This is a genomic window from Labrenzia sp. VG12 (assembly GCF_002237595.1).
Lineage (GTDB): Bacteria > Pseudomonadota > Alphaproteobacteria > Rhizobiales > Stappiaceae > Roseibium.
The window spans coordinates 279296-302859 of record NZ_CP022529.1 but is presented as its reverse complement, the minus strand read 5'-3'; the positions used below and the strand labels follow the sequence as shown (position 1 = coordinate 302859).

Sequence of the window (23564 nt, the reverse complement as noted above, 5' to 3'; positions counted from 1 at the left end):
TGACTTCAGCGTTGCAGGCAGGCCTTCATAGATCAAATAGATAATGAAAATTGTAAGTATAGATCAGATCAATGATTGAAAACCTGCGTCCCATTGAGGCCGACAGATTGGCCCGAGAGCTGGACTGGAACCTGTTGAGAACCTTCGTCGTTCTGGCTCATTCGCGCAGCGTGACCGAAGCCGCTGAAAGGCTGCGGCTGAAACAGCCAACTGTTTCGAGCGCCTTGAAACGGCTGGAAGAGCGCATGGGCCGGAAGCTGATTCATCGCAAACCTGGTTATTTCCAGCTGACGGAAGCCGGCACCTTGCTGCTCAAGGAAGCGATTGAAATTCAAGGCGCCATTTTGCGGCTCGGCACGCTGATGCGCGATGTGACGGACGAGGTTCGCGGGCATGTCGACATCGCGATGGCAAGCCATGTGGTCTGCCCTCTGTTTGACGACACTTTGCGCACCTTCCATGAACGGCACCCGGCTGCAACGCTTTCCATCAGTGTGTCTGCCAGCAAGGAAGCCCTGGAAACCGTGACGGCCCGCCGCGCGTCATTTGCCATATGCCTGGTGCGGGACCGAAATCCCAAACTGGAATACATGCGCCTTTTCAGAGAGTATTTTGGTCTGTTTTGCGGACCGCCTCATCCGCTGTTCGGCCGTTCTGAACTGGAAAAATCGGACCTTGCGGGTCAAGCGGCAGTCAGCTTTGTGACCGACCGGCTGGAAGATGCACTGCGCCCGGTAACGCTCATGCGCGCGGATGCCGATCTGGAAGACCGTGTTGTTGGCACCTCGGCGCATCTAGAGGAAGTGCGCCGCATGATCATCGCTGGACTTGGCGTCGGCCCCCTGCCCGTTCACGTTGTCAAACGTGATGTGCGCGACGGCCTGCTATGGCAACTGCCCCCTTATGAAGGCCTGCCAGAAATCGGCGTTCATCTTGTCTGGAACCCCAAGGCGAAAATGAACCGTGCGGAGAAAGCGATGCTGGACATGCTGCGCGACAAGATCCGGGAAGTCCCAATTGAAGATAGGACTTACCGGTAACTGTTACGATGCTTCAAAGCCTGGATCGCCTATACAGGAGAGCCTGGTCCGGAATCATCCGTTTCGGGTGTAAGCTCCCGATCTGCGTCTTCGAGCGGCTGTGTCGTAAAGCCTTTCAATCCCGAGAACTCCTTGGCGTCCCGCTGGATCTCAACCGGACTGAGCGCGTAGGAAGTGCAGAGGTCACCAACAGATCTGTGAGCGCGCATGTGAATGCGTTCATAGCCATGGCTGGCGTCGATACCGAAGGTTGTCAAGGCGGCGCGCACATCCGCACCCGCGGCAGCCGCGCCAGAGCGATAGAACCGGAAAACATCCTTCTGATGTTTGATGTCGTTGTCCCTGCAGAGCTGAACCATTTTGCGCGTCAGACGATAGTCAATCGGGCCGGCTTGGTCCGCATGGCGAAGGTTACGCCAGATCTGTTAGAGTTCTGGCCAGAGGCAGATGTGCCGTTGTCGATAGCCACGCTGCAAGTCGAAGAACGCTCCAGACTCGTGCGGGCTATCGGTGAGGTTGCCAAGATGCTGAACGCTCACAAACTCGACGCCGCACCGATCCTGACCCACGAGGAAATCATAAGCGAAATTTCTTCGTGGCGACTTTCCCTAAAGGCAAATGAGACCGGTTCGAATTTGCGCCCGCTCAGCAGCTGAGTTCGATCAGCATCTGCAGCATCAGATTGGCACCCTTCTCAATGTCCGCCCAGTCACTGTGTTCTTTGGGCGAATGGCTGATGCCGTCTCTGCTTGGGATAAAAACCAGCATAGACGGACACAAGGTCTGCATGGTCTGGGCATCGTGTCCTGCGCCGGACGGCATGCATTTCACGGAATAGCCCAGGTCTTTTCCACGCTTCAGGCCTTGTTTGACCAGATCCGGATCCAGGGTCACCGGCGACAGCCAGCTTCGCTCGACAATCGTATGCGACAGACTGTGCTTGTCGGATATTCTTTCAACGATTTGCACCATCTGTGATCGCAAATCCTGCATCACCGTCTCGTCCGCATCGCGCAAGATAATCGTAAAAGCCGCTTCACCCGGGACCGTGTGCGTATGGTTGGGCGAAAGCTCGACTTTGCCGATCGTGATCCGGCTGGCGTCGGTGCCATAGTCCTTGATCAAATCCGGAATTTCGACGCTGATCTCTGCCAGACCGGCAAAGGCGTCCGCGCGCATGTTCATCGGCGTCGTGCCGGAATGATTGGCGACGCCGGTCAGCACACATTCGAGATTGCAAATGCCGGACACACGGTCGGCGATACCAATATCTGTTCCTTCGCGTTCCAGTACGGGCCCCTGTTCGATGTGAAGCTCCAGAAACGCTTTTACACTGCCGGTTGAGCGCGCGGATGAGAGGATCTCGACGGGATCAAGTCCTTGCGCGGCCATGGCGTCCTTCAAACGAAGGCCATTGGCATCCGCTGCGCCATCAAGCCAAGCTTCGCTGACTTGACCGGCAATGGTTTGCGAGCCGAGCATGCCGCCGAACCGGCCTTCTTCTTCCGATGTGGCCACCACTTCGATCGGCGATTTCAATGTGAGGCCCGCATCCTGAATGGCGCGGACGCATTCAAGGGCCACGCAGGCCCCCAGCGCTCCGTCAAACGCGCCTCCTTCAATGACCGTATCCAGATGCGAGCCGATCATCACGGACGGGCCATTTCCAGCGCCGGTCCGGCCGAACAGGTTGGCGGCTCCGTCCCGGCTGGTGGTCAGTCCGCTCTGACGCATCTGATCTTCAAACCAGTCGATGCTGGCCATGTGCGCGTCTGAAAATCCCGTCCGGTTGAACCCTCCCGATGCCGGATTGGCTCCAAACGTGTTTACCCCGGCGAGCAACTCCTTGAGACGGTCGAGATCGATTTTTGCCGGGGCGTGGCTCATGTCATTTCCTTCAATGTGTCAAACGCTTATCGGGTATTTCAGCGCCTCACCACGCGCCAGAATTGAAATCAATATGAAATAATTATTGCGAAGATGCAATTGATCATGATTAATTATCACAGAACACAACGAGGGGAATGGATATGAAAAAACTGATAGCCGCGGCGCTTGCCTCGGCCTTCCTTGCGTTGGCGCCACAGGCGCAGGCGCAAACTCCACCCAATGTCCTGGTCGTCGGGCAAATTGCGGAACCAAAGTCTCTGGACCCGCATGCGGTGACCGCGGTCAATGATTTCCGTATTCTGGTCAATCTTTATGACGGCCTTGTCCGCTACAAAGATGGAACGCTCGAAGTTGAGCCGGCGCTGGCCGAAAGCTGGACAATCTCAGACGACGGCAAGACCTACACATTCAAACTTCGCGAGGGGGTGACGTTCCACGACGGCTCACCGTTCAACGCGGAGGCGGTGAAATTCAACTTCGATCGCATGCTGGATGAAGAACACCCCTACCATGACACGGGACCGTTCCCGCTGTCGTTCTTCTTTTCCGCTGTCGAAAACGTTTCTGCAGATGACGACACCACTGTCACATTCACACTGAATGCACCTTATGCGCCGTTCCTGTCCAACCTCGCCTATCCGACCGGACTGATCGTCTCACCGGAAGCAGTGAAACAGCACGGCAAGGACTTTGGCCGGAATCCTTCCGGAACAGGTGCCTATTCCTTCGGCGAATGGGAAGCCAATGCCAAGGTGGTAGCGGTCAAGAACGCCAATTACTGGGACGGTGCGCCGGAGCTGGAAGCCTTGATCTACCGCCCGATCACCGACGCCAACACCCGCATCGCGGAAATGCTATCAGGCGGTCTGGATGTCATGGTCGAAGTTCCGCCGGACAGCCTGCAGCAGTTCAAGTCCGATGCAAGCTTCTCGGTTCTGGAGCAGGCAGGCCCTCACGTCTGGTTCCTGATCCTGAATGCCAAGGAAGCTCCGTTCGACAACAAGGCAGCCCGCCAGGCAGCAAACTACGCCATCAACAAGACGGCACTGGTTGAAAACATCCTGCAGGGTACTGCGGACGTGGCCGCTGGACCGACCCCGCCGGCATTCGCCTGGGCGTACAACGAAGGTCTGGAGCCATATCCCTATGATCCTGAAAAGGCCAAGACGCTCTTGAAGGAAGCAGGATACAACGGCGAGGAAATCACCTTCTACGTCACCGAAGGCGGTTCCGGCATGCTCGACCCGGTTGCCATGGGCACGGCCATCCAGGCCGACCTGCAGGCCGTTGGCATGAACGTCAAGATCGAGACCTACGAGTGGAACACCTTCCTCGGCAAGGTGAACCCGGGTCTTGAAGGTAAGGCCGCGATGGCAGAAATGGCCTGGATGACAAACGATCCGGACACACTGCCGTTCCTGGCGCTGCGTACCGAAGCTTTCCCTGACAAGGGTGGTTTCAACTCCGGTTACTATTCCAACGCCAAGGTGGACGAGCTGCTTGAAAAAGCCCGCCAGGTGACGGATCAGGCCGAACGCGCCGCTCTCTACAAGGAGATGCAGGAGGTCGTTCAGGAAGACGCACCCTGGGTCTTCGTCGCCAACTGGAAGCAAAATGCTGTAACAAAGGCTTCCGTCGAAGACTTCAAGCTGCAGCCGTCTTTCTTCCTGATGCTTCAGGACGTCAAGAAGCCACAGTAAGACTGTGATCTCTGTCCCGGTGCACCTTCGGGTCTGCCGGGACACGTGTCTTTGCCCAGCTCGGGCACAAGAGGGGGAAATGCCTTGGGCGCTTACATTGCCAAACGCCTTCTGGCCGCCATTCCGGTCCTGTTCGGTCTAACGATCATCGTTTTTATGATCATGGCCATGATCCCTGGGGACCCGGCAACGGCCATTCTGGGGTCTTACGCGACACCGGAGAACGTTGCCAAGCTCAACAAGGATCTCGGGCTGGATAAGACCCTTCTGGAGCAATACGTCATTTGGATCGGCAATCTGTTCCAGGGCGACCTCGGCCGGTCCTATACGCTCAACCGCCCGGTTCTCGACGAAGTTCTGGAGCGTTTTTCCGCAACTCTCATTCTGGCTGGCACCGCGTTGGTCCTGTGTTCCGTCTTCGGACTTCTGGCCGGTATCGTTTCTGCCGTGAGACAGTTCGGCTGGACCGACAAGATCATTACGCTCCTCGTCCTGATCGGCATTTCAACGCCATCCTTTTGGCTCGGACTTCTGTTGATCCTCATCTTTGCCGTGAAACTCAAACTGTTTCCGGCGTCCGGTATGTACGCCATCTATGGCGGTGGGGACCTGCCGGACCTTCTCCATCATCTCGCCTTGCCTGCCCTGACCTTGTCCGTCGTTGCGACCGGGGTCATTGCCAGACTGACCCGGACAGCCATGCTGGAGGTGCTCCGTCAGGACTACATCCGGACCGCGCGCGCCAAGGGTCTCTCCGAAAACAAGGTGATCTACAAACATGCATTCAAGGCTGCGCTGGTGAGCGTTATTCCGGTGATCGGCATTCAGGCCGGTTTCGTCATAGGCGGGGCCGTTTACATCGAAACCGTGTTCCAGTGGCCGGGCATCGGCTCCATGCTGGTCAAGGCCATCTCCACCCGTGACCTGCTGCTTGTGCAAGGGGGCGTGCTCGTCGTCGCGGCGGCCTATGTGTTTTTCAATCTGCTGGCCGATGTCATTCAGACCATTATTGATCCGAGGCTGCGCTGATGACGGACACTGCACTGAGCACGCCGGCGAAGTCTTCTGCGAAAGTCTCAAGACCCGGTACTTTCTCTCTTCTGTTGAACAACACACTGGCGACATGTGGACTGGTCATCCTGATCGCTGTTTGCCTGATTGCGCTGGCAGCTCCGCTGCTGCCCTTGGCCAACCCGGATGTTACGGCTCCGGCAAACCGCCTGCTTCCGGTTTTCAGTGACGGGCACTTGCTTGGCACGGATCACCTGGGCCGGGATCTTTTGTCACGCCTGATCTGGGGCACGCGGGTTTCTCTTGCCGTTGGCTTGTCCGCAACGATCATCGCGGCGTTTTTCGGGTCTCTTCTGGGGCTGGTCGCTGGTTACGCCGGCGGCCGGGTCGATGCCATAATCATGCGCGGGATCGATATGGTGATGGCCTTTCCATATATCCTGCTGGCCCTCGCGATTGTCGCGGTTCTGGGGCCCGGTCTACTCAATGCGCTTTACGCCATTGCCCTCGTCAACATCCCTTTCTTTGCCCGGAACATACGCGGGATCACGTTGGGCCTGTCTCGTCGGGAATTTGTTGACGCTGCCCGGCTTTCAGGGAAATCGCCCGCGCAGATCCTGTTCATCGAAATCCTGCCCAATGTCCTGCCGGTGATTGTGATCACCATGTCGACAACGGTTGGCTGGATGATCCTTGAAACGGCAGGCTTGTCCTTCCTTGGCCTGGGAGCACAGCCGCCGCAAGCGGATCTTGGCTCCATGCTGGGCGAAGGCCGCAAGATCCTGTTCACCGCCCCGCATGTTTCCATTGTGCCTGGCGTCATGATCTTCATCCTTGTCATGAGCATCAATTTGTTCGGCGACGGCGTTCGCGACGTTCTGGACCCGCGCCTGCGCTCCGGATCGTTAACGCGCCCGATGGCACGCACCGCGGTCAAACGGAACGGAGAGCCCGTTCCGGCACCGTCCGCCAATGGCGGTGTCCTGGATGTGCGCGACATGCGCACCGAATTCCAGATCGGCGGATCGGTTTACAAGGCGGTCGGCGGTGTTGATCTCAATCTGAAAGAGGGCGAATGCCTGGGGCTCGTCGGGGAGTCGGGCTCCGGAAAATCGGTGACCGCCATGTCCATCATGGGACTGGTTCCCACACCGCCTGGACGCATTGCAGGCGGAGCCGCCTTTCTTGAGGGAGAGGATCTGTTTGCCGCATCCGACACCCGGATCCGTGAGCTGCGCGGCGGGTCCGTGGCCTATGTCTTCCAGGATCCGCTCTCGACCTTGCATCCCCTGTTCACGGTCGGCGATCAGCTCAAGGAGGCGATCGGCACCCATCAGCCGCTCTCCGCCGCGCAAATCCGGGACAAGGCGATCGAACTCCTGTCGCTGGTCCGGATTCCCAACCCGGCTGAGCGCCTGTCTGCCTATCCTCACGAATTGTCGGGCGGGATGCGACAGCGCGTGTGCATCGCCATGGCGCTTGCCAATGACGCCAAGCTTCTTATTGCCGACGAACCCACCACAGCGCTTGATGTGACAGTCCAGTCGCAAATCCTGACGCTGATGAACCAGCTGCGGCGGGAGCGCAATGCGGCGATCCTGTTCATCACCCATGATTTTGGAGTTGTGTCTGCCTTATGCGACCGGGTCGCGGTCATGTATGCGGGCCGGATTGTTGAAACCGGCAAGGCAGACGATGTTCTGTCCAATCCGCAGCACCCTTATACGGCAAAGCTGATCGAATGCGTCCCTGTGCTTGGTGAGCCCGGACGGCGACTTGATGCCATCGAGGGCCGGCCACCGGTTGTCAACAACCTGCCTGCAGGATGTGCTTTTGCCGACCGGTGCTCGAAGGTCAGATCCGAATGCAGAACAGGCCATATCGACCTGGCCACAACATCTGAGGATCACAGTGTTCGGTGTCTTTATCCCCTCACGCCAGGAGCACCGGCATGACAAGGTCAGCCATGGATGAATTGCAAGACAGCGTGCTCCTGTCGATTGCCGATGTAGAACGGGTTTTTGGCGGCGGTCGCAAGCTGCTTGGGGGACGGATGCCGGCTGTCCACGCCGTTCAGGGCCTCAGTCTGGAGGTGCGGCAAGGCGAGACGCTTGGTATCGTCGGCGAATCCGGTTGCGGCAAGTCCACCCTGGCCCGGCTGGTCGTCGGGCTTGACCTGCCGACGGCCGGCCGGATCACGTTTAACGGCGAGGATTTGGCGGCGCTGGCGAAAACGGATCGCACGGCCCTGGCACGCAAGGTTCAGTACGTCTTTCAGGACCCGGTCGCCTCGTTGAACCCCCGCAAGACGATCAGAACCATTCTGGAAGCGCCCCTCAAACACCTGACGGATCTCGATGCCACGGGGCGTCAGAAGCGGCTGGCCGAATTGCTGGACGCGGTCAATCTGGCGCCGGAATTTCTGGATCGGTATCCGCACGAGTTTTCAGGTGGACAAGCGCAACGTATCGGAATCGCGCGCGCTCTGGCCGCAGGACCGGAGCTTGTTGTGCTGGATGAACCGGTGTCGGCGCTCGACGTTTCCGTACAGGCGCAGGTCCTGAATTTGCTGGATGACTTGAAGGATCGATTTGGTCTGACCTATGTCTTCATTAGTCACGACCTGTCGGTGGTTGAGAGCGTCAGCGACCGGGTTGCGGTGATGTATTTCGGGCGGCTTGTCGAACTTGGCACGGCCACGGATGTCTTTACCGAAACGTTGCACCCCTATACGGAGCTATTGATGCGCTCCGCGCCAGCCCCCGGGCGGCACGAATTGATGTCGGAGGATGCGGACGCGGAGCTGCCCGATCCTTACAATCCGCCGCCGGGATGCGCCTTTGCTGCCCGGTGTGGGCGCAAGTCGGATGTGTGCCTGGCGTCCAAACCGGCGCGGAGGGAAGCGTCCGGCCAAGGCGCCGGCCATGTGGCAGCTTGCTATCATCCGCTGACTCGCGCATAGGCTTTGGGAACAGGCAAACAAGTTCATCCGGCTATGAAAAACCTCGACCTGGCGTCTGAAACAAAACCACGGAAGCGGCAGCGCCGCCCCGATATGGTGGCTCAACAGATCCGCGAGCAAATTGTGGCGGCCGGGCTGCAACCGGGCGACAGAATTCCCGCTGAGTGGTTGTTGCCGGATGCCGTGAAAGTATCCCGCGGCACGCTGCGGGAAGCGTTGAAAGTCCTGGAGTTTCAGGGGCTCATTTCGACGAGAAGCGGACCGGGTGGAGGCGTTTTCGTATCGGCCGTCGAACCTGGAGAGGCGATCGGTCTTCTGGACAACCTGTTTCTGTTCAATCCGCCGTCAATCTCAGATATCTACACATTGCGCAAGCAGCTGGAACCGGAACTGGCAGCTTCCGTCGCCGGAAGTCTGACCGAAGAGGCTTTTCAAGCTCTTCAGGGCTGTATCCGGCTTTATGAAGACGAACCCAGAACGGCTGAAGAAGAATATGCGCAGCGGCTGGCGGAGTTGGACTTTCACGAGGAACTGACCCGTCATTGCGGCAATCCGATTCTCGCTTTTACCTGCCGCTTTCTGCTCAGCCTGTTGCGAGACATGACCGTGTGCCGGTCAATCTACAAAGAGCCCAATCCGGCCTTGCGCGAAACCGGGCTGCATTATCAGGTCCGCTTGCTCAGGGCGATGAAGTCCGGAGACGGCGAGCTGTGTCGCATGATTATGCGCGGACACATGATGGAAGCGGAAAAATACATGCTTGAGCGCGCCGCCATGCGGTCGCCGGGCCGCCTTGGGCCGGCCGACAGGGAGCAAGACGGATGAGCACGCATGGCCTTGCGGCTCACACCATTCATCGATGCCACACGCATTTCGGCTGGGACCGGTCGATCGAGCCGGTTCAATTTGCCAAACCCGGCGACCGATTGCTGGTCGAGTGCAAGGATGCCGCAGGAGGACACTTTACCGACAAAAGCACGCTCGCCGACATCGCAACGCTGCGTCCGGAATGCGCCAATCCGGTGACAGGACCGATATACGTGGACGGGGCAGACCCCGGCGATGCGCTTGTGGTGCACATCGAAGAATTTGTGCCGAGCGGTTTCGGCTGGACCGCGATCCTGCCAGGTTTCGGTCTCCTGGCGGATCAGTTTCCACACCCGGCCCTGAAGCTGTGGCAATATGAAACCAGCGCGCTCCAGCCGGCCGTTTATTCGGATCTGGCCCAGGTGCCCTTAAAGCCGTTTGTTGGCACGATCGGTGTTGCCCCCAAAGACCCTGGGCCCCATTCGGTCATTCCGCCGCGCAGGGTTGGCGGCAATATGGACATTCGCGATCTGGCAGCGGGTGCAACGCTTTATCTGCCGGTCGAAGTACCCGGGGCATTGCTCTCCCTTGGCGATACCCATGCCGCTCAGGGGGATGGGGAAGTCTGCGGTACGGCGATTGAAAGTGCGATGGATGCTGTCGTCTCACTGGACGTCATCAAGGGCGGAGCTCCGCCATTTCCCCGTTTCACCGTGCCCGGCCCTGTCACCAGCCATCTGGATAAACGCGGCTACGAAGTCACAACGGGCATCGGCCCGGACCTTGCGAGTGCAGCAAGGGACAGCGTCAGCGGCATGATCGAGCACCTGACCCGAATGACGTCAATGTCGGCCGACGACGCCTATATGCTTTGTTCCGTCTGTGGCGACCTGAGGATCTCCGAAATCGTCGACGCCCCGAACTGGGTCGTTTCGTTCTACTTTCCCCGGATCGTGCTGGGCTGAACCGGTTCATGGATAAACATCCGGGCGACTTTCGCCCGGCTTGCCCGCGTTGCTGTTGCGTGGCGCGTTCGAACAGCAGTACTAAGTGAACATCCAGAAACGCTGACGACAGTCAAAATTCTCCCGCCCCGTTTCAAGAGGACCCTGACCCTTGGCGATAGATCTCAACCAGTTAGTCCAACTGCGCCATTGGCTGCATGCTCACCCGGAAGTGTCACGCGAAGAGTTTGAAACGGCAAAGCACATGCGTGCCTTTCTGGCCGAGCATGCTGCGCCAGACGAGTTTATTGAGCTGGATGGGGCCGGTTTTGCGGCCGTCTACAATGGTTCGGCTTCCGGAAAGACGGTGATGATCCGCGCGGAGCTGGATGCCTTGCCGATCCATGAAATCAACAGCGACATCGACTACAGGTCGCAGTACGACGGCGTCGGCCACAAATGCGGTCATGACGGACATATGGCCATTTTGGCAGGTCTTGCCCAGACACTCGTCGAGCGGCCCGCAAAGGGGCGCGTCGTCCTGTTGTTTCAGCCCGACGAAGAAACTGGAACAGGCGCACGAAACTGCTGCCTGCATCCGAACTTCAAACAGATCCAGCCCGACTATGTCTTCGCCTTGCACAATTTGCCGGGATTTTCAAAGGGCTCGGTGATCTGCAAGACCGGAACCTTTGCCTCGGCGGTGAAATATGTAGCTGTGACATTTTCCGGCAAGGAAGCCCACAGCGCACAACCGGAAACCGGCGCCAGCCCCTCCTTTGCCATGGCGGAACTGACCCTGAAGGCGCGGCAGATCCAGGCGAATTACGACACGCCGGCGGCCTATGCGCTGATTGTCCCGGTCTACACCGAAATGGGCGTTCAGGCGTCAGGCGTTTGCCCGGGATATGGTGAAGTGCATTTCACCTTGCGAGCCGCACAAGGTGCCGTCGTTGAAAGCATGTGGGATGACCTGTCAGCTTTTGCGCGAAACCTGGCTGATGACTATGGCCTGGCGTTCGACTTTGAAACCCGGGAGGAGTTTGCCGCCAACACCAACAGCCAGCTTTCATTCGACATGATCAAGGCGGCATCTGTGCAGGCAGAGGCAGAGTTTTTGCTGATCGACAAGCCGTTTCGCTGGGGGGAAGACTTCGGCGAACTCACCAATCGCTTTAAAGGCGGTATGTTCGGTTTGGGAGCCGGCGAAACCCTGCCCGACCTGCACAACCCCGACTATGATTTTCCCGACGACCTTCTGATGCCCGGCATTACCATGTTTTCCAATCTGGTTCAGTTCGGCTTGTCCGGTGAAGAACTCAACAGGGTGAAAAGCCTCGAAGACAACACATAAATCTTGCGCGCTAGCGATGCAGGAATTTTTTGGTGTTCATGGCTTTACCGGGGGCGCTAGCCTTCGCGCGAACGGTGAGAGACCTTGTTCCACGGTCTATTCCTGGAAGCAGCCGTTCATTGCAATGAAGGCAGGTTTGTTCGTCCTGTTGTCACGTTAGACGATAGGTCCACCGTTTGGGTGTTCCACACAAGCAACTACTCTGAATTGTCTTCCGTCAAAGTCATCAACACGTCTGCATACCATGCGCAATTGAGACCAAGAGCTTCGTCTACGGTAACATCCCGGGTCACGACATCGAGCCGCGCCGAATGGATGCCAATCAGGTGGCAATTCAATGTTCCGTCGCCGATCTCACCATGCTTCGAGTACATCAGCACCGGAGCACCGCTGCTGCCGCGATGTGTCCGAGCATCGGTTAGAAAGTAGCCCTGGCCCTGAAAACGCATCCCGAAGGAAGAAGCGATAATCGCGTGTCTTACGACCGGCAATGCATGCAATGTGTCGGAAAAGCCGAGCGGGTATCCGGGAATGAGAAGTCGTTCTCCAACTTCCGGCTGGTTCGCTGCGGGATCGATCAAATGCGCTTCGCTGAACGCGTGCAACACGCATTGTTCCGGCAAACGGTGTTTATCGAGCTCGATCAGTGCCACGTCGATGAGGCCGCCACGATCGAACCCCTCACGCCACAATGCATTGCCGTCGTGATAAAGTGGGATCAGGAAATGGATGGTCTGCGCTACATCTTCAGCAGATACATGAAGTTCAATCTGGAACGCGTCGGGACGATGTCTGCTCGTTTCATCTATGAACACGTGCCTGCTGCTCACGAGATAAAGCCGCTCGTCCCTTTGAAAGAAGAAACCTGTAGCATTGGTCAGGACGGAGCCCTGATTGAGCGTCAGTATGCGCGCAGCCGTAAGAAGGATTGTCTCAATCACGGTCAGTGTGCCTTTTCGTCGCCCATTGCGGCAGTTGCGCGCGTGGCCTTTTCATCCCGGAAGGTAATAAGGCGCTTTCTGCTCTCGTCCCAGAGGACGAATTTCACGCAATTCAAGCTTTCAAGAAACGTGATCCGGTTCACACTCTGCAATTCCGGAAAGTCCTGCAGAACCTCGGGTAGCCTGTAAAACGGAATTCCGGCGGCCAGGTGATGCACGTGATGTATGCCGATGTTGCCGGTGATCCACTGAATTGGACGAGGTAGCACATAATATGAACTGCCATGCAAGGCGGCCTGTTGAAACACCCAGTTGTCCTGTTCTTCCCAGTGTGTCTCCTCAAACTGATGCTGAACGTAGAAAAGCCAAACGCCGATCGTAGCAGCCATCAGCGTCACAGGAACCTGAACAGCGAGAAAAGGGCCAAGACCTATCAACCAGATCATTGCTGCGACTGGCAGCGCAATTCCGATATTGGTGGCAATCGTGGAGAGCCATGGCTGCGTCCCGGCGCGCATGAGACCAATCGGCAGCCTGTATTGGCATATGAACAGCCAAGCCGGCCCAAGTCCGAACATGATCAGTGGGTGCCGATAGAGCCGATAGCGAACACGCGCCCAACGTGAGAGTTTCCGGTACTCGCGCACAGTGAGAGTATCAATGTCTCCGATACCCCGACGGTCAAGGTTTCCGGCTGACGCATGGTGAACAGCGTGGGTTCGGCGCCAGTAATCATAAGGCGCCCACGTGAAAACACCGATCAGACGGCCGATCCAGTTGTTCAGACTGCGATGCGCAAACAGCGTTCCGTGACCGCAATCATGCTGCAAGATGAATAGACGGACCAGGAAGCCCGCTGTGGGAATCGTAAAGACAAGGCCCCACCAGCCAACGTGGAGAATGGTCACCACAGCGGCGGTCCACAGTGCGACAAAACACAATACAGTTATCGCAATTTCGCGTGCGCTACGCATCGGACTTGGCTGCCGATAGCGCGCCAGAACTGTGGTCCAGGCACGATTGTATTGCTGCTGCCCGGGCTCAATTGAGCATTTGGTCATTTTCGAGGTTACCCTCTGTTTTGCTTCAAGGCAGCGTGCATTCCAGTCTTTCAACCACTAGGCTTTGGGTAGCGTTTTCCCGCCGCCTTTCCGCTTGGCTTTTGGTTCGGCACGCGGTGGTTCTTCTTGAAGCGCAAGCCTGGCGGCCCTGAGCTTCTCGGTCTTGAACCGTCTCTGTTCGGCCTCCGTACGCGAAATCTCCAATGAAACTTTTTTTGTCACATCTGCCTTGGTTTCAGCGGTCATCCGCTGTGTCTTGCCAAGTTTGCCGAGCTTGTTCGCGGGGCCCATTGCTCTGCTTCCTTTTGGGTTGGGAACGCAAAAAGGCCGGGAAACTCCCGGCCTTTCCACCCATCCTTGTGGTCCATGCCAGTACATCCGTGGTCAAAGACCGGGGACGGGGATCAAGCTTCCTGCAAATTGTCAGCAGAAGACTTGCCGGAACGGCTGTCCTGGACCACGTCAAAGCTGACTTTCTGACCTTCGACAAGCGGTTGCATCCCGGCGCGCTCGACGGCTGAGATGTGGACGAAAACGTCCGGCGCCCCGTCTTCAGGCTGGATAAAACCGAAGCCTTTTGTGGCATTGAAGAATTTTACGGTTCCGACGGTCATAACGATTTCCTTTCAATCGGTCATGAGAACTTCCGCGGCACGCTCAAAAGTGCACCACAGCGAATAAGTCGACGTTGAAAGGGAAGATCGTACGAGGCGCCGTGTGCGCAGAGACAAAGTTCGTCAAGCAAAATCGATATCTGAAGATATAGGTGGGAAACGCAGTCAGAACAAGGCCGGCCGCAAGATTATTCTCGAATATTTCTACCATTCCAGAAGATTTTGGGAGGCAACAATATTTAGCGAAGACTATTCTTTCCGCGCTACACTGCGATTAACTAGGCCCAATTCAACACTTCTGAGGTGTACGAACCTGTGTTTCAACCGATGTAGTGGGCGTGATTGCCAGCAGACAAATGGAAGTGCGCTTTTGAAGCAGTGCTGGCGAAACAGACAGATTTTAAGCTCGAAAAAGGGGTACCAAAGTGGTTCGAGCGCCATGCTGATCGCGGCCATGCAATGCTTCGCGGCTTCTGCTTTGAATGTGGGTCACCGCTGTTTCTGATCAACAAGGCAAATCCCGGCGCAATGATACTGTTTGCGGGTAGTTTGGATGATCCGAGCTGGTATGAACCTAGCCGTGACATTTACGTGAAAAGCGCACAGCCGTGGGATCAAATGGATTCCAGTTTGCCGAAATCAGATAAAATGCCAGCCTAATTCAAAGAATTTTGCTATTTCTGCGGTATCAGTTTTAGGCCGACATCAGCGAATTTATCGGCATCGGGCTCGTCCCGATACCGATGCGTCTCAAGCGCTTTGTTTTGTCATGAAATGTCAGAAGCGGCTGCAAGGCCAGCCCTCTAACCCTACATCAAGAGGGCCAGCACTCCAGCATTGTGCCAGCCAGTTTTGTGTAACTGTTCCAGGTCCAACAAGAGTGTGATTGGCTTCGTGTCGCAAGCGCCCTGTTAGCCACGTCCGCGGCCAGCCGGAGCCGCACGTTTCTTCATCGGGATCAGACCTTCGCGTTGTGCGAGTTTACGAGCTGCCTTGCGGTTTCTCCGGACGGCTTCACCCTTCTCGCGAGCGCGTTTTTCAGAAGGCTTTTCATACGCGCGTCTGGCTTTCATTTCCCGGAAAACACCCTCCCGCTGGAGTTTCTTCTTAAGGACCCGAAGTGCTTTTTCCACGTCATTGTTGTGTACAGTAATCTGCAATTGATTTCCTATCGATGCCCACGGTTTCGTTTTGGTCTCGAGATCGCCTTCGGCCATCCCCTGTTTTTCGTGTCCCTAATTCAGATTAGCTATTCGCCCTGATCGGAGCTTTCGGCGCTGCCGTCCTTCTGCAGACCGGCATTGCGTGCCTCCGCCTTTTCAGTCTTGGCTTTCAGGCGTTCAGCCTTTTTAGCGGCTTTCGCCTTGTCCCGTTCGGACCGTTCAAAGCTGTAGTTTGGCTTTCGTGGCATGATTTACCTTTTCAATCTTCCCAGTGCTCCATGCCAGGAGATCCCTGGTCGCGGGCGAGGATGCGAGCTTAAGCTGCCTGAAGTTTGCCAGCAGCAGATTTGCCAGAACGTTTGTCCTTGACGACGTGAAACTCAACTTTTTGACCTTAAACCAGCGACAAGATACCGGCTTAATAAATCAGTGATGTTGTCAAAAACGTCCGAGGCACCTTCTTCGGGCTGGATAAAGCCGAAGACCTTGTTGGTATTTATGAGCTTTTCCGTTCCGGTGGTCGTAACAAGTTCCCGTCAATCAGCAGAGAACAATGCGCCAAAAGCACACTGCATCGGTTAAATCGAGATTGATTGGAGAAAACGCGTTCAGCGCAAAGATAAGCGCGCCCACAGAGTTCTTATGACAAGATCGACCGCGGTCATGGTACCTGGAATGCCTTTCGGCGCAAGGTGAGTCAGGGTATTTCCTCTATCTGATCGATCCACACTTGGAAATCGACGCGTTTGTGCTGGCCAAAACTGTGTGTCAGCGGCACCTCGCCTGCGGGCAATAAGCACTCTTCCTAAGCGGATATCGTTGTTGCGCGGATCAAACGTCCACCATTTGCCACCAAGATAAATTTCCATCCAAGCAGCTGAATCCATTGGCGGACAGGGTGGTTTCTGGGCAATGTCACCAACATATCAGGCGCAATACCGTGCGGGGATATTCAAGCTGCGGCACAATGTGCTTGCAAGATGCGCGTAGTCTCGACAAACACCCACACCTTCGTTTAGCGTTTCGGCAGCCGTCCGGGTAGACCGGGAATTTTCGTGACCGAAACGCACATGATTGTGTACAAAGTCGCAGATCGTTTGGACGTTCACCCCCCAGAACCGGCCCAATTCGTTCCCGGGCGTATTGGGAAAAAGGCGGGCCCCGGCGCGCAGCGCACCGGGGCAGTTTTTTGGATTATTCGGCCGCGTCGGCCCGGGCTCCGAAGTGCCGGGCCAGGTCGTCGGCGATATCGGTCTTTTCCCAACCGAAGCCACCGTCCTCATCGGGCGTCCGTCCGAAGTGTCCGTAAGCTGCGGTCCGCGCATAAATGGGTTTGGTCAATCCAAGCTGTTCACGGATACCGCGAGGGGTCAGGCGAACCATCTCCCGAAGCGTCTTTCCAAGCGCAACCTCGTCCACCTTGCCTGTTCCCTGCGTATCGACATAGACAGCGACCGGATCCGGGACACCAATCGCATAGGCGAGCTGGATCAGGCATTTGTCGGCAAGGCCTGCCGCGACCACATTCTTGGCGAGGTAGCGCGACGCGTATGCGGCCGACCGGTCGACCTTTGTCGGGTCTTTGCCGGAGAACGCCCCTCCGCCATGCGGAGCGGCACCGCCATAGGTGTCGACAATGATTTTCCGGCCGGTCAGTCCGGCATCGCCGTCCGGGCCGCCAATGACAAAACGTCCTGTCGGATTGATGTAAATCCGGTTTTCAGGAACCGCCCAGCCGACCGGCAATGCGTTTAGAATAAAAGGCAGAACTGCCTCACGCACCTCTTCCTGGCTGACATTCTCACCGTGCTGTGTCGAGACGACGACCGCATCGATCCCAACAGGACGCCCTTTTTCGTATTTCAAGGTCACCTGGCTCTTGGAATCCGGTTGAAGGCGCTGTTCCCTGCCGGCCTTTCGAGCCTCGGCCATGGTGCGCAGAATCTTGTGCGACAGGAGGATCGGCATGGGCATCAGCTCTTCCGTCTCGTTGCAGGCGTAACCGAACATGATGCCCTGGTCACCGGCGCCTTCTTCGCCCTTGTCGCCTTCATCAACGCCCATGGCAATGTCGGCCGACTGCTGATGCAGGCGGTTGACAACTTCCATGGTCTTCCAATGGAACCCGTCCTGTTCGTAGCCGATATCCTTGACGGCCGCGCGAACCAGGTCCTCGACACTCTCGAGAACTTTCTGGGGGCCACGGACCTCACCGGCGACAGTCACATGGTTGGTCGTGGTCAGGGTTTCACAGGCGACACGGGCATCTGGATCTTCAGCCAGGAAAGCGTCCAGAATGGTGTCGGAAATCCGGTCGCAAACCTTGTCCGGATGGCCCTCAGATACGGATTCGCTGGTGAACAGCCAGGTGTCTTGCGTCATTGCGCACTCCTTGTGATTGGGAAATCGTTGCCCCCTGCCCGCCGTATGATCGGCGACCGGCAGGGTTCACATGTCTGGAAAGCTATTCGGGTTTCCGGAACAGCTGGATACCCCAGGCCAGTTGCCCGGCATCCGCACTGTCGACCCAGTTCTGGAGACCCGCTGCCATCTTGTCGAGATATGCCGCAGATGCCCCTTCGCTAAGCAGCCGGTCGTAGTTCGCCAGCAGTTCTTCGCGGACCCTGTGGTAGTGGTTCCTGAGCTGGTCGGTCATGTCTTGCTGTTCCGTGATCTCGAAGCCAAGCGCGGACGCCGCTTCGCGATAGAAGCGGAAGGAGCCAAGGCTGTTGAGCTGCAAGCGATCGTAGACGGGCTGAAGTGCGGCCGGGTCGGCATCGTCGGCCTGCATTGGATCGGTGAAAATGAAGTATCCGCCCGGTTTCAGAACGCGATGCACTTCCTTGAGAACCTGATCACGCTGGTCGGAGTGCAAAATTGCATCCTGGCTCCAGACGATCTCAACACTTTCGGCCTTTTCCGGTATGTCCTCAAAGACACCGTGAACGACGCGTATCCTGTCCTTGAAACCCTGTTGAACATTGCGGTGCCGGTTGGTGTCGTTCTGGACATCGGAAATGTTCAGGCAGATCGCTTCACAGCCGGATTGCTTGACCACCTTGCGCATGGCCCCGCCGTACCCGGAGCCGATGTCGAGCACCGTCGCATTGCTGTCCAGGTTGGGGAGCATATTGACCATTGCATCAATGGTGAGGTCTGACGCGTCGCGGATGTTGCTGGTCGTGTCGTAGAGGCCGATATGCAGATCCTGCCCACCCCAGACGATGCTGTAGAACGTGTCCGCATCGTCGCTGTCATAGTAAGTTTCCGCGACCTCCCGGATGTCCTGCTTGCCCTCCTCCAGCGGTGCCCCGCCCCAGCGCGCAAGATGCAGACTGGACTTCTCCGCGATATGGATAAAAAAGTCGGGTTCGCTCTCAGCATAGGTTTCCTGAAAGTCGCCATAGGTGCGGACCCGCTCAAAACCGGCTTCTGACAACAGTTTGCGCATGTAGTTCTTGCGCACCGGACACATGTTGAGAGTGTATTCGGCACCATCGGGAAAGCTGTATTTGAAGCGTGCGAGCCCTTCGTCCAGATACTCCGGCTCCGCCCTGACTTTCTCACCAGCGTAGTAGTATTTGTGTTTGTTGGAATAATCCTTGTTGTCGAGCATCGCATCGTAGTTGCGCTGATCGATGATCAGGATACCGTCATGCTTCAGGGCCGCGTAGAACTCTGCCAGAGCCCTGCGGCGGTCGCTTTCCTGATGCAGATGCGTGAAGGAATTGCCAAGGCAAATGATGGCGTCGTATTTGCCCTGAATGTCACGGTTGAGCCAGCGCCAGTCCGCCTGGACGGTCTTCAGGATCATGCCGCGTTTCTGGCCGTTTTCAAAGGCTTTGGCCAGCATCGCGGCAGATCCGTCCGCGGAGGTGACATTGAAGCCGGACCCGGTCAGGCGGACCGAATGAAAGCCCGTGCCGGTGGCAACGTCCAGGACACTTTCCTTGCCCCGGGCGCGCAACACATCCATGAAAAACTGGCCTTCGCTGTCAGCCCGCGCCTCCCAGTCGATGAGTTCATCCCACTTTTCGACAAAGGCCATGATGTATTCGCCGCGGTAGAGGTCGGTTTCCCGGTCCGCCGTCGGATCCAAGCCATAGGTCTGCTCGTCCAGATGCAGCTCGGCATTTGTCGCCAACTGTTCAGACTGCATGCAATCAATCCCCTTTGTGGTCGGTTCAAACGGCCCAAGCGGGCCGCGGCGCGCACGCGCTCGTACGCCCCCCAGGAAGGGCGGCGCAAAACAGAACTGTTTAGTTTCAGATCCGGCAATGACGTGCCGCGAAGCACCAATGAAGGCATACAGGCCTGACAAGTGTAGGCCGGGTGCCGGACCCAGAGGCAAAAGACGCGCAACTGCAGCTCAAGACGGCCGCAAAATGATGGGCGAAGCGATTGGAGCCTCGATGAACCATGCAAATGGGGCGCGCCCATCAGCCAGGAAGTGGCGCGACCTTAACAAACACCCGGTTCATTACAACAGCCGGCCGGGGAAATGCCCGCAAAACAGAGAGAGACGCCTCTATAACTATTTGTATTTTATAAATTATTTTTTTTACAAAACTTTTCTGACAGCCCTCTGCAACACACCGCGTCTTCTGCGAGGCTGTCGTGGAACGAGCGCCAAAACCTCTTTCTATCCGCGATGCTATGCATGAACTGCTCAACCTTCTCCGAAGTGCCTACATCGAAGGTGGGATGGGTCCCCGGCGACCGGCGACACGTTCACGCTTGACGGCAAAGCGCAGACGTTGGTGGCTCGGTCGGCAACCGAGAAGTCTGGAACTCCCCGAGGTGGAAAGATCAATGGCGGGAAAGAGATCAGTCTGCCGTGCTGCGCACATGCAAGCCTCCTGAGTCGCGCTCGGGAAAACGAGCGGTTTCGGTTGGCGAGCACGTCCTGCGCAAGCTGGTGATGAACCCGGATGACATGAAAGAGCCGAGTTAAATATTGGGTAGGCTCTGTTGCGATGTCGTGCAAGAGCTTGAGGCGAAAAAATCCTGATTGAACGTCAGGGCTGTGAATAAACCTATCGACTGATGGGCTGAATGATGGCCTGAAAAATCAGCGTATCCATTGTCGATTTAAAATCAATAGCTTATCAGAAAATATGGCGGAGAGGAAGGGATTCGAACCCTCGAGACGGTTGCCCGCCTACTCCCTTAGCAGGGGAGCGCCTTCGACCACTCGGCCACCTCTCCGGTAACGCCCGTGTACGAACAAACGCCCGCAAGTTCAAGGGCCTTTTTGCGTGGGCCTACTTTTTCCACCGGGGCGGACTTGTTGAGCCGGCGCCCCTGCCTGCGCACACAGCTGGCTTCGTGCGCTGTCTCTCGCTGAAGACCATTTGCGTCCGGCGCCTGATCTTCAACCCGGCAGAAGATGTCCGTGCGCCTGGGCAAGTGCGCCAAGACCTGTTGCCCGCAGGAAGGGTTTCGAGCGGCCTTGGACAGAGCTGCGCAACAAGTGCTAACTTGTGCTGGGGAGAGGAGAGAAGGAATGCTTGAATGCGCCTGATGCTCATGACCCTTTTTTGCCTGGCCGGGCTGGCGCAGGCCAGCGCAACCGACCTCCAGATCGTCACCGAGGAATTTCCCCCCTACAACTATCAGACAAACGGCGAGGCAAAGGGGTTGTCCGTCGAGGTCATGGAAGCGGTTCTGGACGAAATCGGTGAAGAAGCGGAATTCGCCTTCTATCCGTGGGCGCGCAGCTATCTCACGGCGCAGAACCGCAAGAACACCCTGATCTTCTCGATCGGGCGCATCCCGGAACGCGAGGATCTGTTCGAGTGGGTCGGCGTTATCGCCCCCTTCAACACGTCTTTCTACAAGCTCGCCTCGAATGGAGCCATTCAGATCGGCACGCTGGACGAAGCCAAACAATACAGTGTCGGAGTGTCGGTGGAGGATGTGATCTACCAGTATCTCAAGGGCCAGGGCTTCACCAATCTCGAGGTTGTCGGCCAGGATGTTCTGAACATCCGAAAACTGGCGCTCGGCCGGCTCGACCTGATTGCTTTCGACGAGGCCTCATTCGCCCACCGCGTCGTGCTTGAAGAGCTTGAGCCCACGCTGTTTCAGCAGGTTTACCGCCTGGAGGGTCTCAGCGGCGACCTCTACATGGCTTTCAACAAGGACAGCAATCCGGATCTTGTCGATCGGTTCCGGTCCGGGCTGCAGAAAATCAAGGAAAACGGCCGTTACGACGAGATCCTGATGCGCTACCAGCTCATGAACTGAGAAGAACCGCCAGCCACGGGCGAAGGCGGGGCACATGCCCGGACATCTGGCATCGTCAACCCGGACGTTTTTTGGTCAATCAGACACAAGATTAACTTTTCGTCTTCGCATTTTGTAAATAAGCTTTGATCTAATTTACGCTAGGTGATGACAAAGCTTTATCGAGCCAACAAGCCACCAAAACTTGAAATAGAAAGAAAATAAATCGCAACCGGAGTTTTCTTGTGCGACTATTGCTTGCAACCTTTTCGATAATTGCGCTTATCGGCCAAGCATTTGCCTCCGACCTTCTGATTGTGACCGAAGAACTGCCCCCTTACAATTATGAGGAAGATGGCGTTGCAAGAGGCATGTCGACCGAAGTCGTCCAGGCTGTTCTGGCTGAGACCGGCCTGGAGGCGGACATCGTGTTTTATCCCTGGGCCCGCAGTTATCTCATGGCGCAGACCCGCAAAAACACCCTGATCTATTCCATGGCCCGCATTCCGGAGCGCGAGGATCTGTTCGAATGGGTCGGCATTGTCTGCCCGATCACCACGTCCTTCTTCAAGCTTGCGTCCAATGACAAGATCCAGATCAATTCCCTGGATGATGCCCGCGCGTATCTCATTGGCGTGACGCTCAAAAACGTCAACCACATTTACCTCGAGGGCAAGGGCTTCACCAAATTCGAGCTTGAAAGCCAGGACCTCATCAACATGCGCAAACTGGCACATGGCCGGATCGACCTGGTCCCCTTCGACGAAGCGTCTTTCTATTACCAGGTCCGCCGCGACGGCATGGATCCGGAACTCTTCGAACCAGTCTATCGCCTGGACGACCTGTCCAAGTTTCTCTACATGGCCTTCAGCAAGAACTCGGACCCGGACCTTGTTGAAAAGTTCAAGCTTGCCCTGACGACCATTCAGGAAAACGGCGTCTATGACGGCATTGTCGCCAGATACCAGCTCATGAACTAGGGCGATGACCCTTGAGTTGTTGTTTGCAGCTCCACACTTCGGCCGCACTCTTTTGCTGCGCTTAGACCTCTTGCCCGAGGACCCGGTGTTGGAGCCGTTCCATTCCAATCGTGATTGCACAGGACCGACTGAGCCGACTGGTCGCCGACCGGTTTGCCTTTCTGTGCGCGATCTGGCTTCACCTTGCCGTATATGCGTTGCTCGCTGAGCTTTCCACCGCCCCCACCCGGACGCCTTCCAGCCCGGCGCCTGTCGAGGTCGAAATCATCAGGCCCGATCTGTCGCACCCCGGCCCGAGCATTCAGCCCAACAATTCAGAGCCTTCAGATCCGCTGCCCCGACCTGACGAGCGCGGCCTGCCGGTAACAACCGGCCCTCCCGAAGACCGGGAAGCCGGCGATACCTGGATCCGTGCTGAAACGTTTCTGGCAGCTTCTGTCCTCGCAGATCCCCGTTCCCGACAGGCGCGCCGGGCGCTGTCGACGCTGGTGGGGGCGGACAGGCGTGAACAAGTTTGTGCCCTGGAGGCCATGGAACAGCTGCGTCAGGGCAAGCCAGGCTTCCGGCCGACACGGCTTGCACCGCATGCGTTCCGCAATGCGCGTATACGTGATGGAATGATTGTGGTCACTGCCGGCGCAGTACGCAGCCAGAGGCAATGGTATGAAATCGCCTACAGATGCCGGCTGGATCCGGAGGGCCGCCAGGTGGTCGGCTTTGAATATGCGCTTGGCGCGACGATAGAGCGGGCGCTCTGGGACGCGCATGGTCTGGCACCGGTCCATTAGGCTGGCCCCGGAATGCGCCTTATGCCCGGAGACCGGGATGGGCGCGGCAGAGATGTTTCTGCCGCGTCACATGAACAATTC

Annotated in this window: 24 protein-coding genes and 1 tRNA gene; 13 read left to right on the top strand and 12 right to left on the bottom strand. The window is 57.0% G+C overall.

Annotated elements, in window-relative coordinates; translation table 11 throughout:
- Positions 1-71: 71 nt before the first annotated feature.
- Positions 72-1040, top strand: coding sequence for a LysR family transcriptional regulator (locus CHH27_RS01390; protein ID WP_094069981.1), 969 nt, complete (start codon positions 72-74; stop codon positions 1038-1040).
- Positions 1041-1069: 29 nt separating this feature from the next.
- Here CHH27_RS01390 and CHH27_RS01385 read toward each other — a convergent pair whose 3' ends face one another.
- Positions 1070-1399: a hypothetical protein gene (locus CHH27_RS01385; RefSeq protein ID WP_371681810.1), complete on the bottom strand. Its 330-nt coding sequence runs from the start codon at positions 1397-1399 to the stop codon at positions 1070-1072.
- Here CHH27_RS01385 and CHH27_RS28600 point away from each other — a divergent pair.
- Positions 1310-1696, top strand: coding sequence for a hypothetical protein (locus CHH27_RS28600; RefSeq protein ID WP_371681869.1), 387 nt, complete (start codon positions 1310-1312; stop codon positions 1694-1696). The genes CHH27_RS01385 and CHH27_RS28600 overlap by 90 nt on opposite strands.
- Here the strand turns inward: CHH27_RS28600 and CHH27_RS01375 are convergent.
- A complete protein-coding gene (locus tag CHH27_RS01375) occupies positions 1686-2927 on the bottom strand; it encodes a Zn-dependent hydrolase (protein ID WP_094069979.1) in 1242 nt (413 codons plus the stop codon). The two genes, CHH27_RS28600 and CHH27_RS01375, sit on opposite strands and share 11 nt — an antisense overlap.
- 143 nt (positions 2928-3070) lie before the next feature.
- Between CHH27_RS01375 and CHH27_RS01370 the strand changes: the two genes are divergently transcribed.
- The 7 genes from CHH27_RS01370 (at position 3071) to CHH27_RS01340 (ending at position 11708) form a co-directional block, all read left to right on the top strand.
- Entirely contained in the window at positions 3071-4630 is a 1560-nt protein-coding gene (locus CHH27_RS01370; RefSeq protein WP_094074451.1) for an ABC transporter substrate-binding protein, read from the top strand.
- Between the two features lie 84 nt (positions 4631-4714).
- A complete protein-coding gene (locus tag CHH27_RS01365) occupies positions 4715-5659 on the top strand; it encodes an ABC transporter permease (RefSeq protein ID WP_094069978.1) in 945 nt (314 codons plus the stop codon).
- Positions 5659-7596, top strand: coding sequence for a dipeptide/oligopeptide/nickel ABC transporter permease/ATP-binding protein (locus CHH27_RS01360; protein ID WP_094069977.1), 1938 nt, complete (start codon positions 5659-5661; stop codon positions 7594-7596). Before CHH27_RS01365 ends, CHH27_RS01360 begins: the two co-directional genes overlap by 1 nt.
- A complete protein-coding gene (locus tag CHH27_RS01355; protein WP_247646176.1) occupies positions 7593-8603 on the top strand; it encodes an ABC transporter ATP-binding protein in 1011 nt (336 codons plus the stop codon). The genes CHH27_RS01360 and CHH27_RS01355 overlap by 4 nt, the downstream gene beginning before the upstream one ends.
- A 33-nt stretch (positions 8604-8636) precedes the next feature.
- Positions 8637-9428, top strand: a complete 792-nt coding sequence (locus CHH27_RS01350; RefSeq protein WP_094069976.1) for a FadR/GntR family transcriptional regulator — start codon at positions 8637-8639, stop codon at positions 9426-9428.
- Positions 9425-10375 carry an acetamidase/formamidase family protein gene (locus tag CHH27_RS01345; protein WP_094069975.1) on the top strand — a complete coding sequence of 317 codons (951 nt, stop codon included), beginning with the start codon at positions 9425-9427 and terminating at the stop codon, positions 10373-10375. Before CHH27_RS01350 ends, CHH27_RS01345 begins: the two co-directional genes overlap by 4 nt.
- Before the next feature lie 151 nt (positions 10376-10526).
- A complete protein-coding gene (locus CHH27_RS01340) occupies positions 10527-11708 on the top strand; it encodes an amidohydrolase (RefSeq protein WP_094069974.1) in 1182 nt (393 codons plus the stop codon).
- Positions 11709-11905: 197 nt separating this feature from the next.
- On the opposite strand, the gene CHH27_RS01335 is transcribed toward CHH27_RS01340, so the two are convergent.
- The 4 genes from CHH27_RS01335 to CHH27_RS01320 form a co-directional block, all read right to left on the bottom strand.
- The gene (locus CHH27_RS01335; protein WP_094069973.1) at positions 11906-12649 is read right to left on the bottom strand and encodes a serine protease; all 744 of its coding nucleotides are present in this window, start codon (positions 12647-12649) and stop codon (positions 11906-11908) included.
- Between the two features lie 2 nt (positions 12650-12651).
- A complete protein-coding gene (locus CHH27_RS01330; protein WP_094069972.1) occupies positions 12652-13710 on the bottom strand; it encodes a fatty acid desaturase in 1059 nt (352 codons plus the stop codon).
- Positions 13711-13767: 57 nt separating this feature from the next.
- The gene (locus CHH27_RS01325) at positions 13768-13956 is read right to left on the bottom strand and encodes a hypothetical protein (RefSeq protein ID WP_157738643.1); all 189 of its coding nucleotides are present in this window, start codon (positions 13954-13956) and stop codon (positions 13768-13770) included.
- Between the two features lie 158 nt (positions 13957-14114).
- On the bottom strand, positions 14115-14324 hold the full coding sequence (locus tag CHH27_RS01320) for a cold-shock protein (protein WP_094069970.1): 210 nt from the start codon (positions 14322-14324) through the stop codon (positions 14115-14117).
- A 342-nt stretch (positions 14325-14666) separates the two neighbouring features.
- Here CHH27_RS01320 and CHH27_RS01315 point away from each other — a divergent pair, with 342 nt between their 5' ends.
- Positions 14667-14984: a GFA family protein gene (locus CHH27_RS01315; RefSeq protein WP_094069969.1), complete on the top strand. Its 318-nt coding sequence runs from the start codon at positions 14667-14669 to the stop codon at positions 14982-14984.
- A 251-nt stretch (positions 14985-15235) separates the two neighbouring features.
- On the opposite strand, the gene rpsU is transcribed toward CHH27_RS01315, so the two are convergent.
- From rpsU to CHH27_RS01285, 6 genes are all read right to left on the bottom strand, one after another.
- Positions 15236-15484, bottom strand: coding sequence for a 30S ribosomal protein S21 (gene rpsU, locus CHH27_RS01310; RefSeq protein WP_094074449.1), 249 nt, complete (start codon positions 15482-15484; stop codon positions 15236-15238).
- 89 nt (positions 15485-15573) lie between these two features.
- Positions 15574-15735, bottom strand: a complete 162-nt coding sequence (locus tag CHH27_RS27515; protein ID WP_157738642.1) for a hypothetical protein — start codon at positions 15733-15735, stop codon at positions 15574-15576.
- Between the two features lie 678 nt (positions 15736-16413).
- Entirely contained in the window at positions 16414-16770 is a 357-nt protein-coding gene (locus CHH27_RS28595; protein WP_371681808.1) for a transglutaminase family protein, read from the bottom strand.
- Positions 16682-17869 carry a methionine adenosyltransferase gene (metK, locus tag CHH27_RS01295; RefSeq protein ID WP_094069968.1) on the bottom strand — a complete coding sequence of 396 codons (1188 nt, stop codon included), beginning with the start codon at positions 17867-17869 and terminating at the stop codon, positions 16682-16684. The genes CHH27_RS28595 and metK overlap by 89 nt, the downstream gene beginning before the upstream one ends.
- Before the next feature lie 82 nt (positions 17870-17951).
- Positions 17952-19646 (bottom strand): methyltransferase domain-containing protein, encoded by a 1695-nt coding sequence (locus CHH27_RS01290; protein ID WP_094069967.1) that lies wholly within the window; start codon positions 19644-19646, stop codon positions 17952-17954.
- Positions 19647-20605: 959 nt separating this feature from the next.
- Positions 20606-20695: transfer RNA gene (locus CHH27_RS01285), tRNA-Ser, on the bottom strand.
- A 306-nt stretch (positions 20696-21001) separates the two neighbouring features.
- Between CHH27_RS01285 and CHH27_RS01280 the strand changes: the two genes are divergently transcribed.
- The 3 genes from CHH27_RS01280 to CHH27_RS01270 all read left to right on the top strand — a co-directional run bounded on the left by CHH27_RS01280 (position 21002) and on the right by CHH27_RS01270 (position 23483).
- On the top strand, positions 21002-21736 hold the full coding sequence (locus tag CHH27_RS01280; RefSeq protein ID WP_094069966.1) for an ABC transporter substrate-binding protein: 735 nt from the start codon (positions 21002-21004) through the stop codon (positions 21734-21736).
- 224 nt (positions 21737-21960) lie between these two features.
- Complete coding sequence (locus CHH27_RS01275; protein ID WP_157738641.1) at positions 21961-22695, top strand: ABC transporter substrate-binding protein; 735 nt, start codon at positions 21961-21963, stop codon at positions 22693-22695.
- A gap of 110 nt (positions 22696-22805) precedes the next feature.
- Complete coding sequence (locus CHH27_RS01270; protein ID WP_157738640.1) at positions 22806-23483, top strand: DUF930 domain-containing protein; 678 nt, start codon at positions 22806-22808, stop codon at positions 23481-23483.
- Positions 23484-23564: the final 81 nt, after the last annotated feature.

Excerpts from the sequence above, each read along its gene's own strand:
- CHH27_RS01320 (WP_094069970.1), bottom strand. The coding sequence starts at position 14,324 with ATGACCGTCGGAACCGTAAAATTCTTCAATGCCACAAAAGGCTTCGGT.
- CHH27_RS01280 (WP_094069966.1), top strand. The coding sequence starts at position 21,002 with ATGCGCCTGATGCTCATGACCCTTTTTTGCCTGGCCGGGCTGGCGCAG.
- CHH27_RS01385 (WP_371681810.1), bottom strand. The coding sequence starts at position 1,399 with ATGGTTCAGCTCTGCAGGGACAACGACATCAAACATCAGAAGGATGTT.
- CHH27_RS01355 (WP_247646176.1), top strand. The coding sequence starts at position 7,593 with ATGACAAGGTCAGCCATGGATGAATTGCAAGACAGCGTGCTCCTGTCG.
- CHH27_RS01290 (WP_094069967.1), bottom strand. The coding sequence starts at position 19,646 with ATGCAGTCTGAACAGTTGGCGACAAATGCCGAGCTGCATCTGGACGAG.
- CHH27_RS01375 (WP_094069979.1), bottom strand. The coding sequence starts at position 2,927 with ATGAGCCACGCCCCGGCAAAAATCGATCTCGACCGTCTCAAGGAGTTG.
- CHH27_RS01370 (WP_094074451.1), top strand. The coding sequence starts at position 3,071 with ATGAAAAAACTGATAGCCGCGGCGCTTGCCTCGGCCTTCCTTGCGTTG.
- CHH27_RS01330 (WP_094069972.1), bottom strand. The coding sequence starts at position 13,710 with ATGACCAAATGCTCAATTGAGCCCGGGCAGCAGCAATACAATCGTGCC.
- metK (WP_094069968.1), bottom strand. The coding sequence starts at position 17,869 with ATGACGCAAGACACCTGGCTGTTCACCAGCGAATCCGTATCTGAGGGC.
- CHH27_RS28595 (WP_371681808.1), bottom strand. The coding sequence starts at position 16,770 with ATGAGGACGGTGGCTTCGGTTGGGAAAAGACCGATATCGCCGACGACC.
- CHH27_RS01345 (WP_094069975.1), top strand. The coding sequence starts at position 9,425 with ATGAGCACGCATGGCCTTGCGGCTCACACCATTCATCGATGCCACACG.
- CHH27_RS01325 (WP_157738643.1), bottom strand. The coding sequence starts at position 13,956 with ATGACCGCTGAAACCAAGGCAGATGTGACAAAAAAAGTTTCATTGGAG.
- CHH27_RS01350 (WP_094069976.1), top strand. The coding sequence starts at position 8,637 with ATGAAAAACCTCGACCTGGCGTCTGAAACAAAACCACGGAAGCGGCAG.
- CHH27_RS01390 (WP_094069981.1), top strand. The coding sequence starts at position 72 with ATGATTGAAAACCTGCGTCCCATTGAGGCCGACAGATTGGCCCGAGAG.
- CHH27_RS01360 (WP_094069977.1), top strand. The coding sequence starts at position 5,659 with ATGACGGACACTGCACTGAGCACGCCGGCGAAGTCTTCTGCGAAAGTC.
- CHH27_RS27515 (WP_157738642.1), bottom strand. The coding sequence starts at position 15,735 with ATGCCACGAAAGCCAAACTACAGCTTTGAACGGTCCGAACGGGACAAG.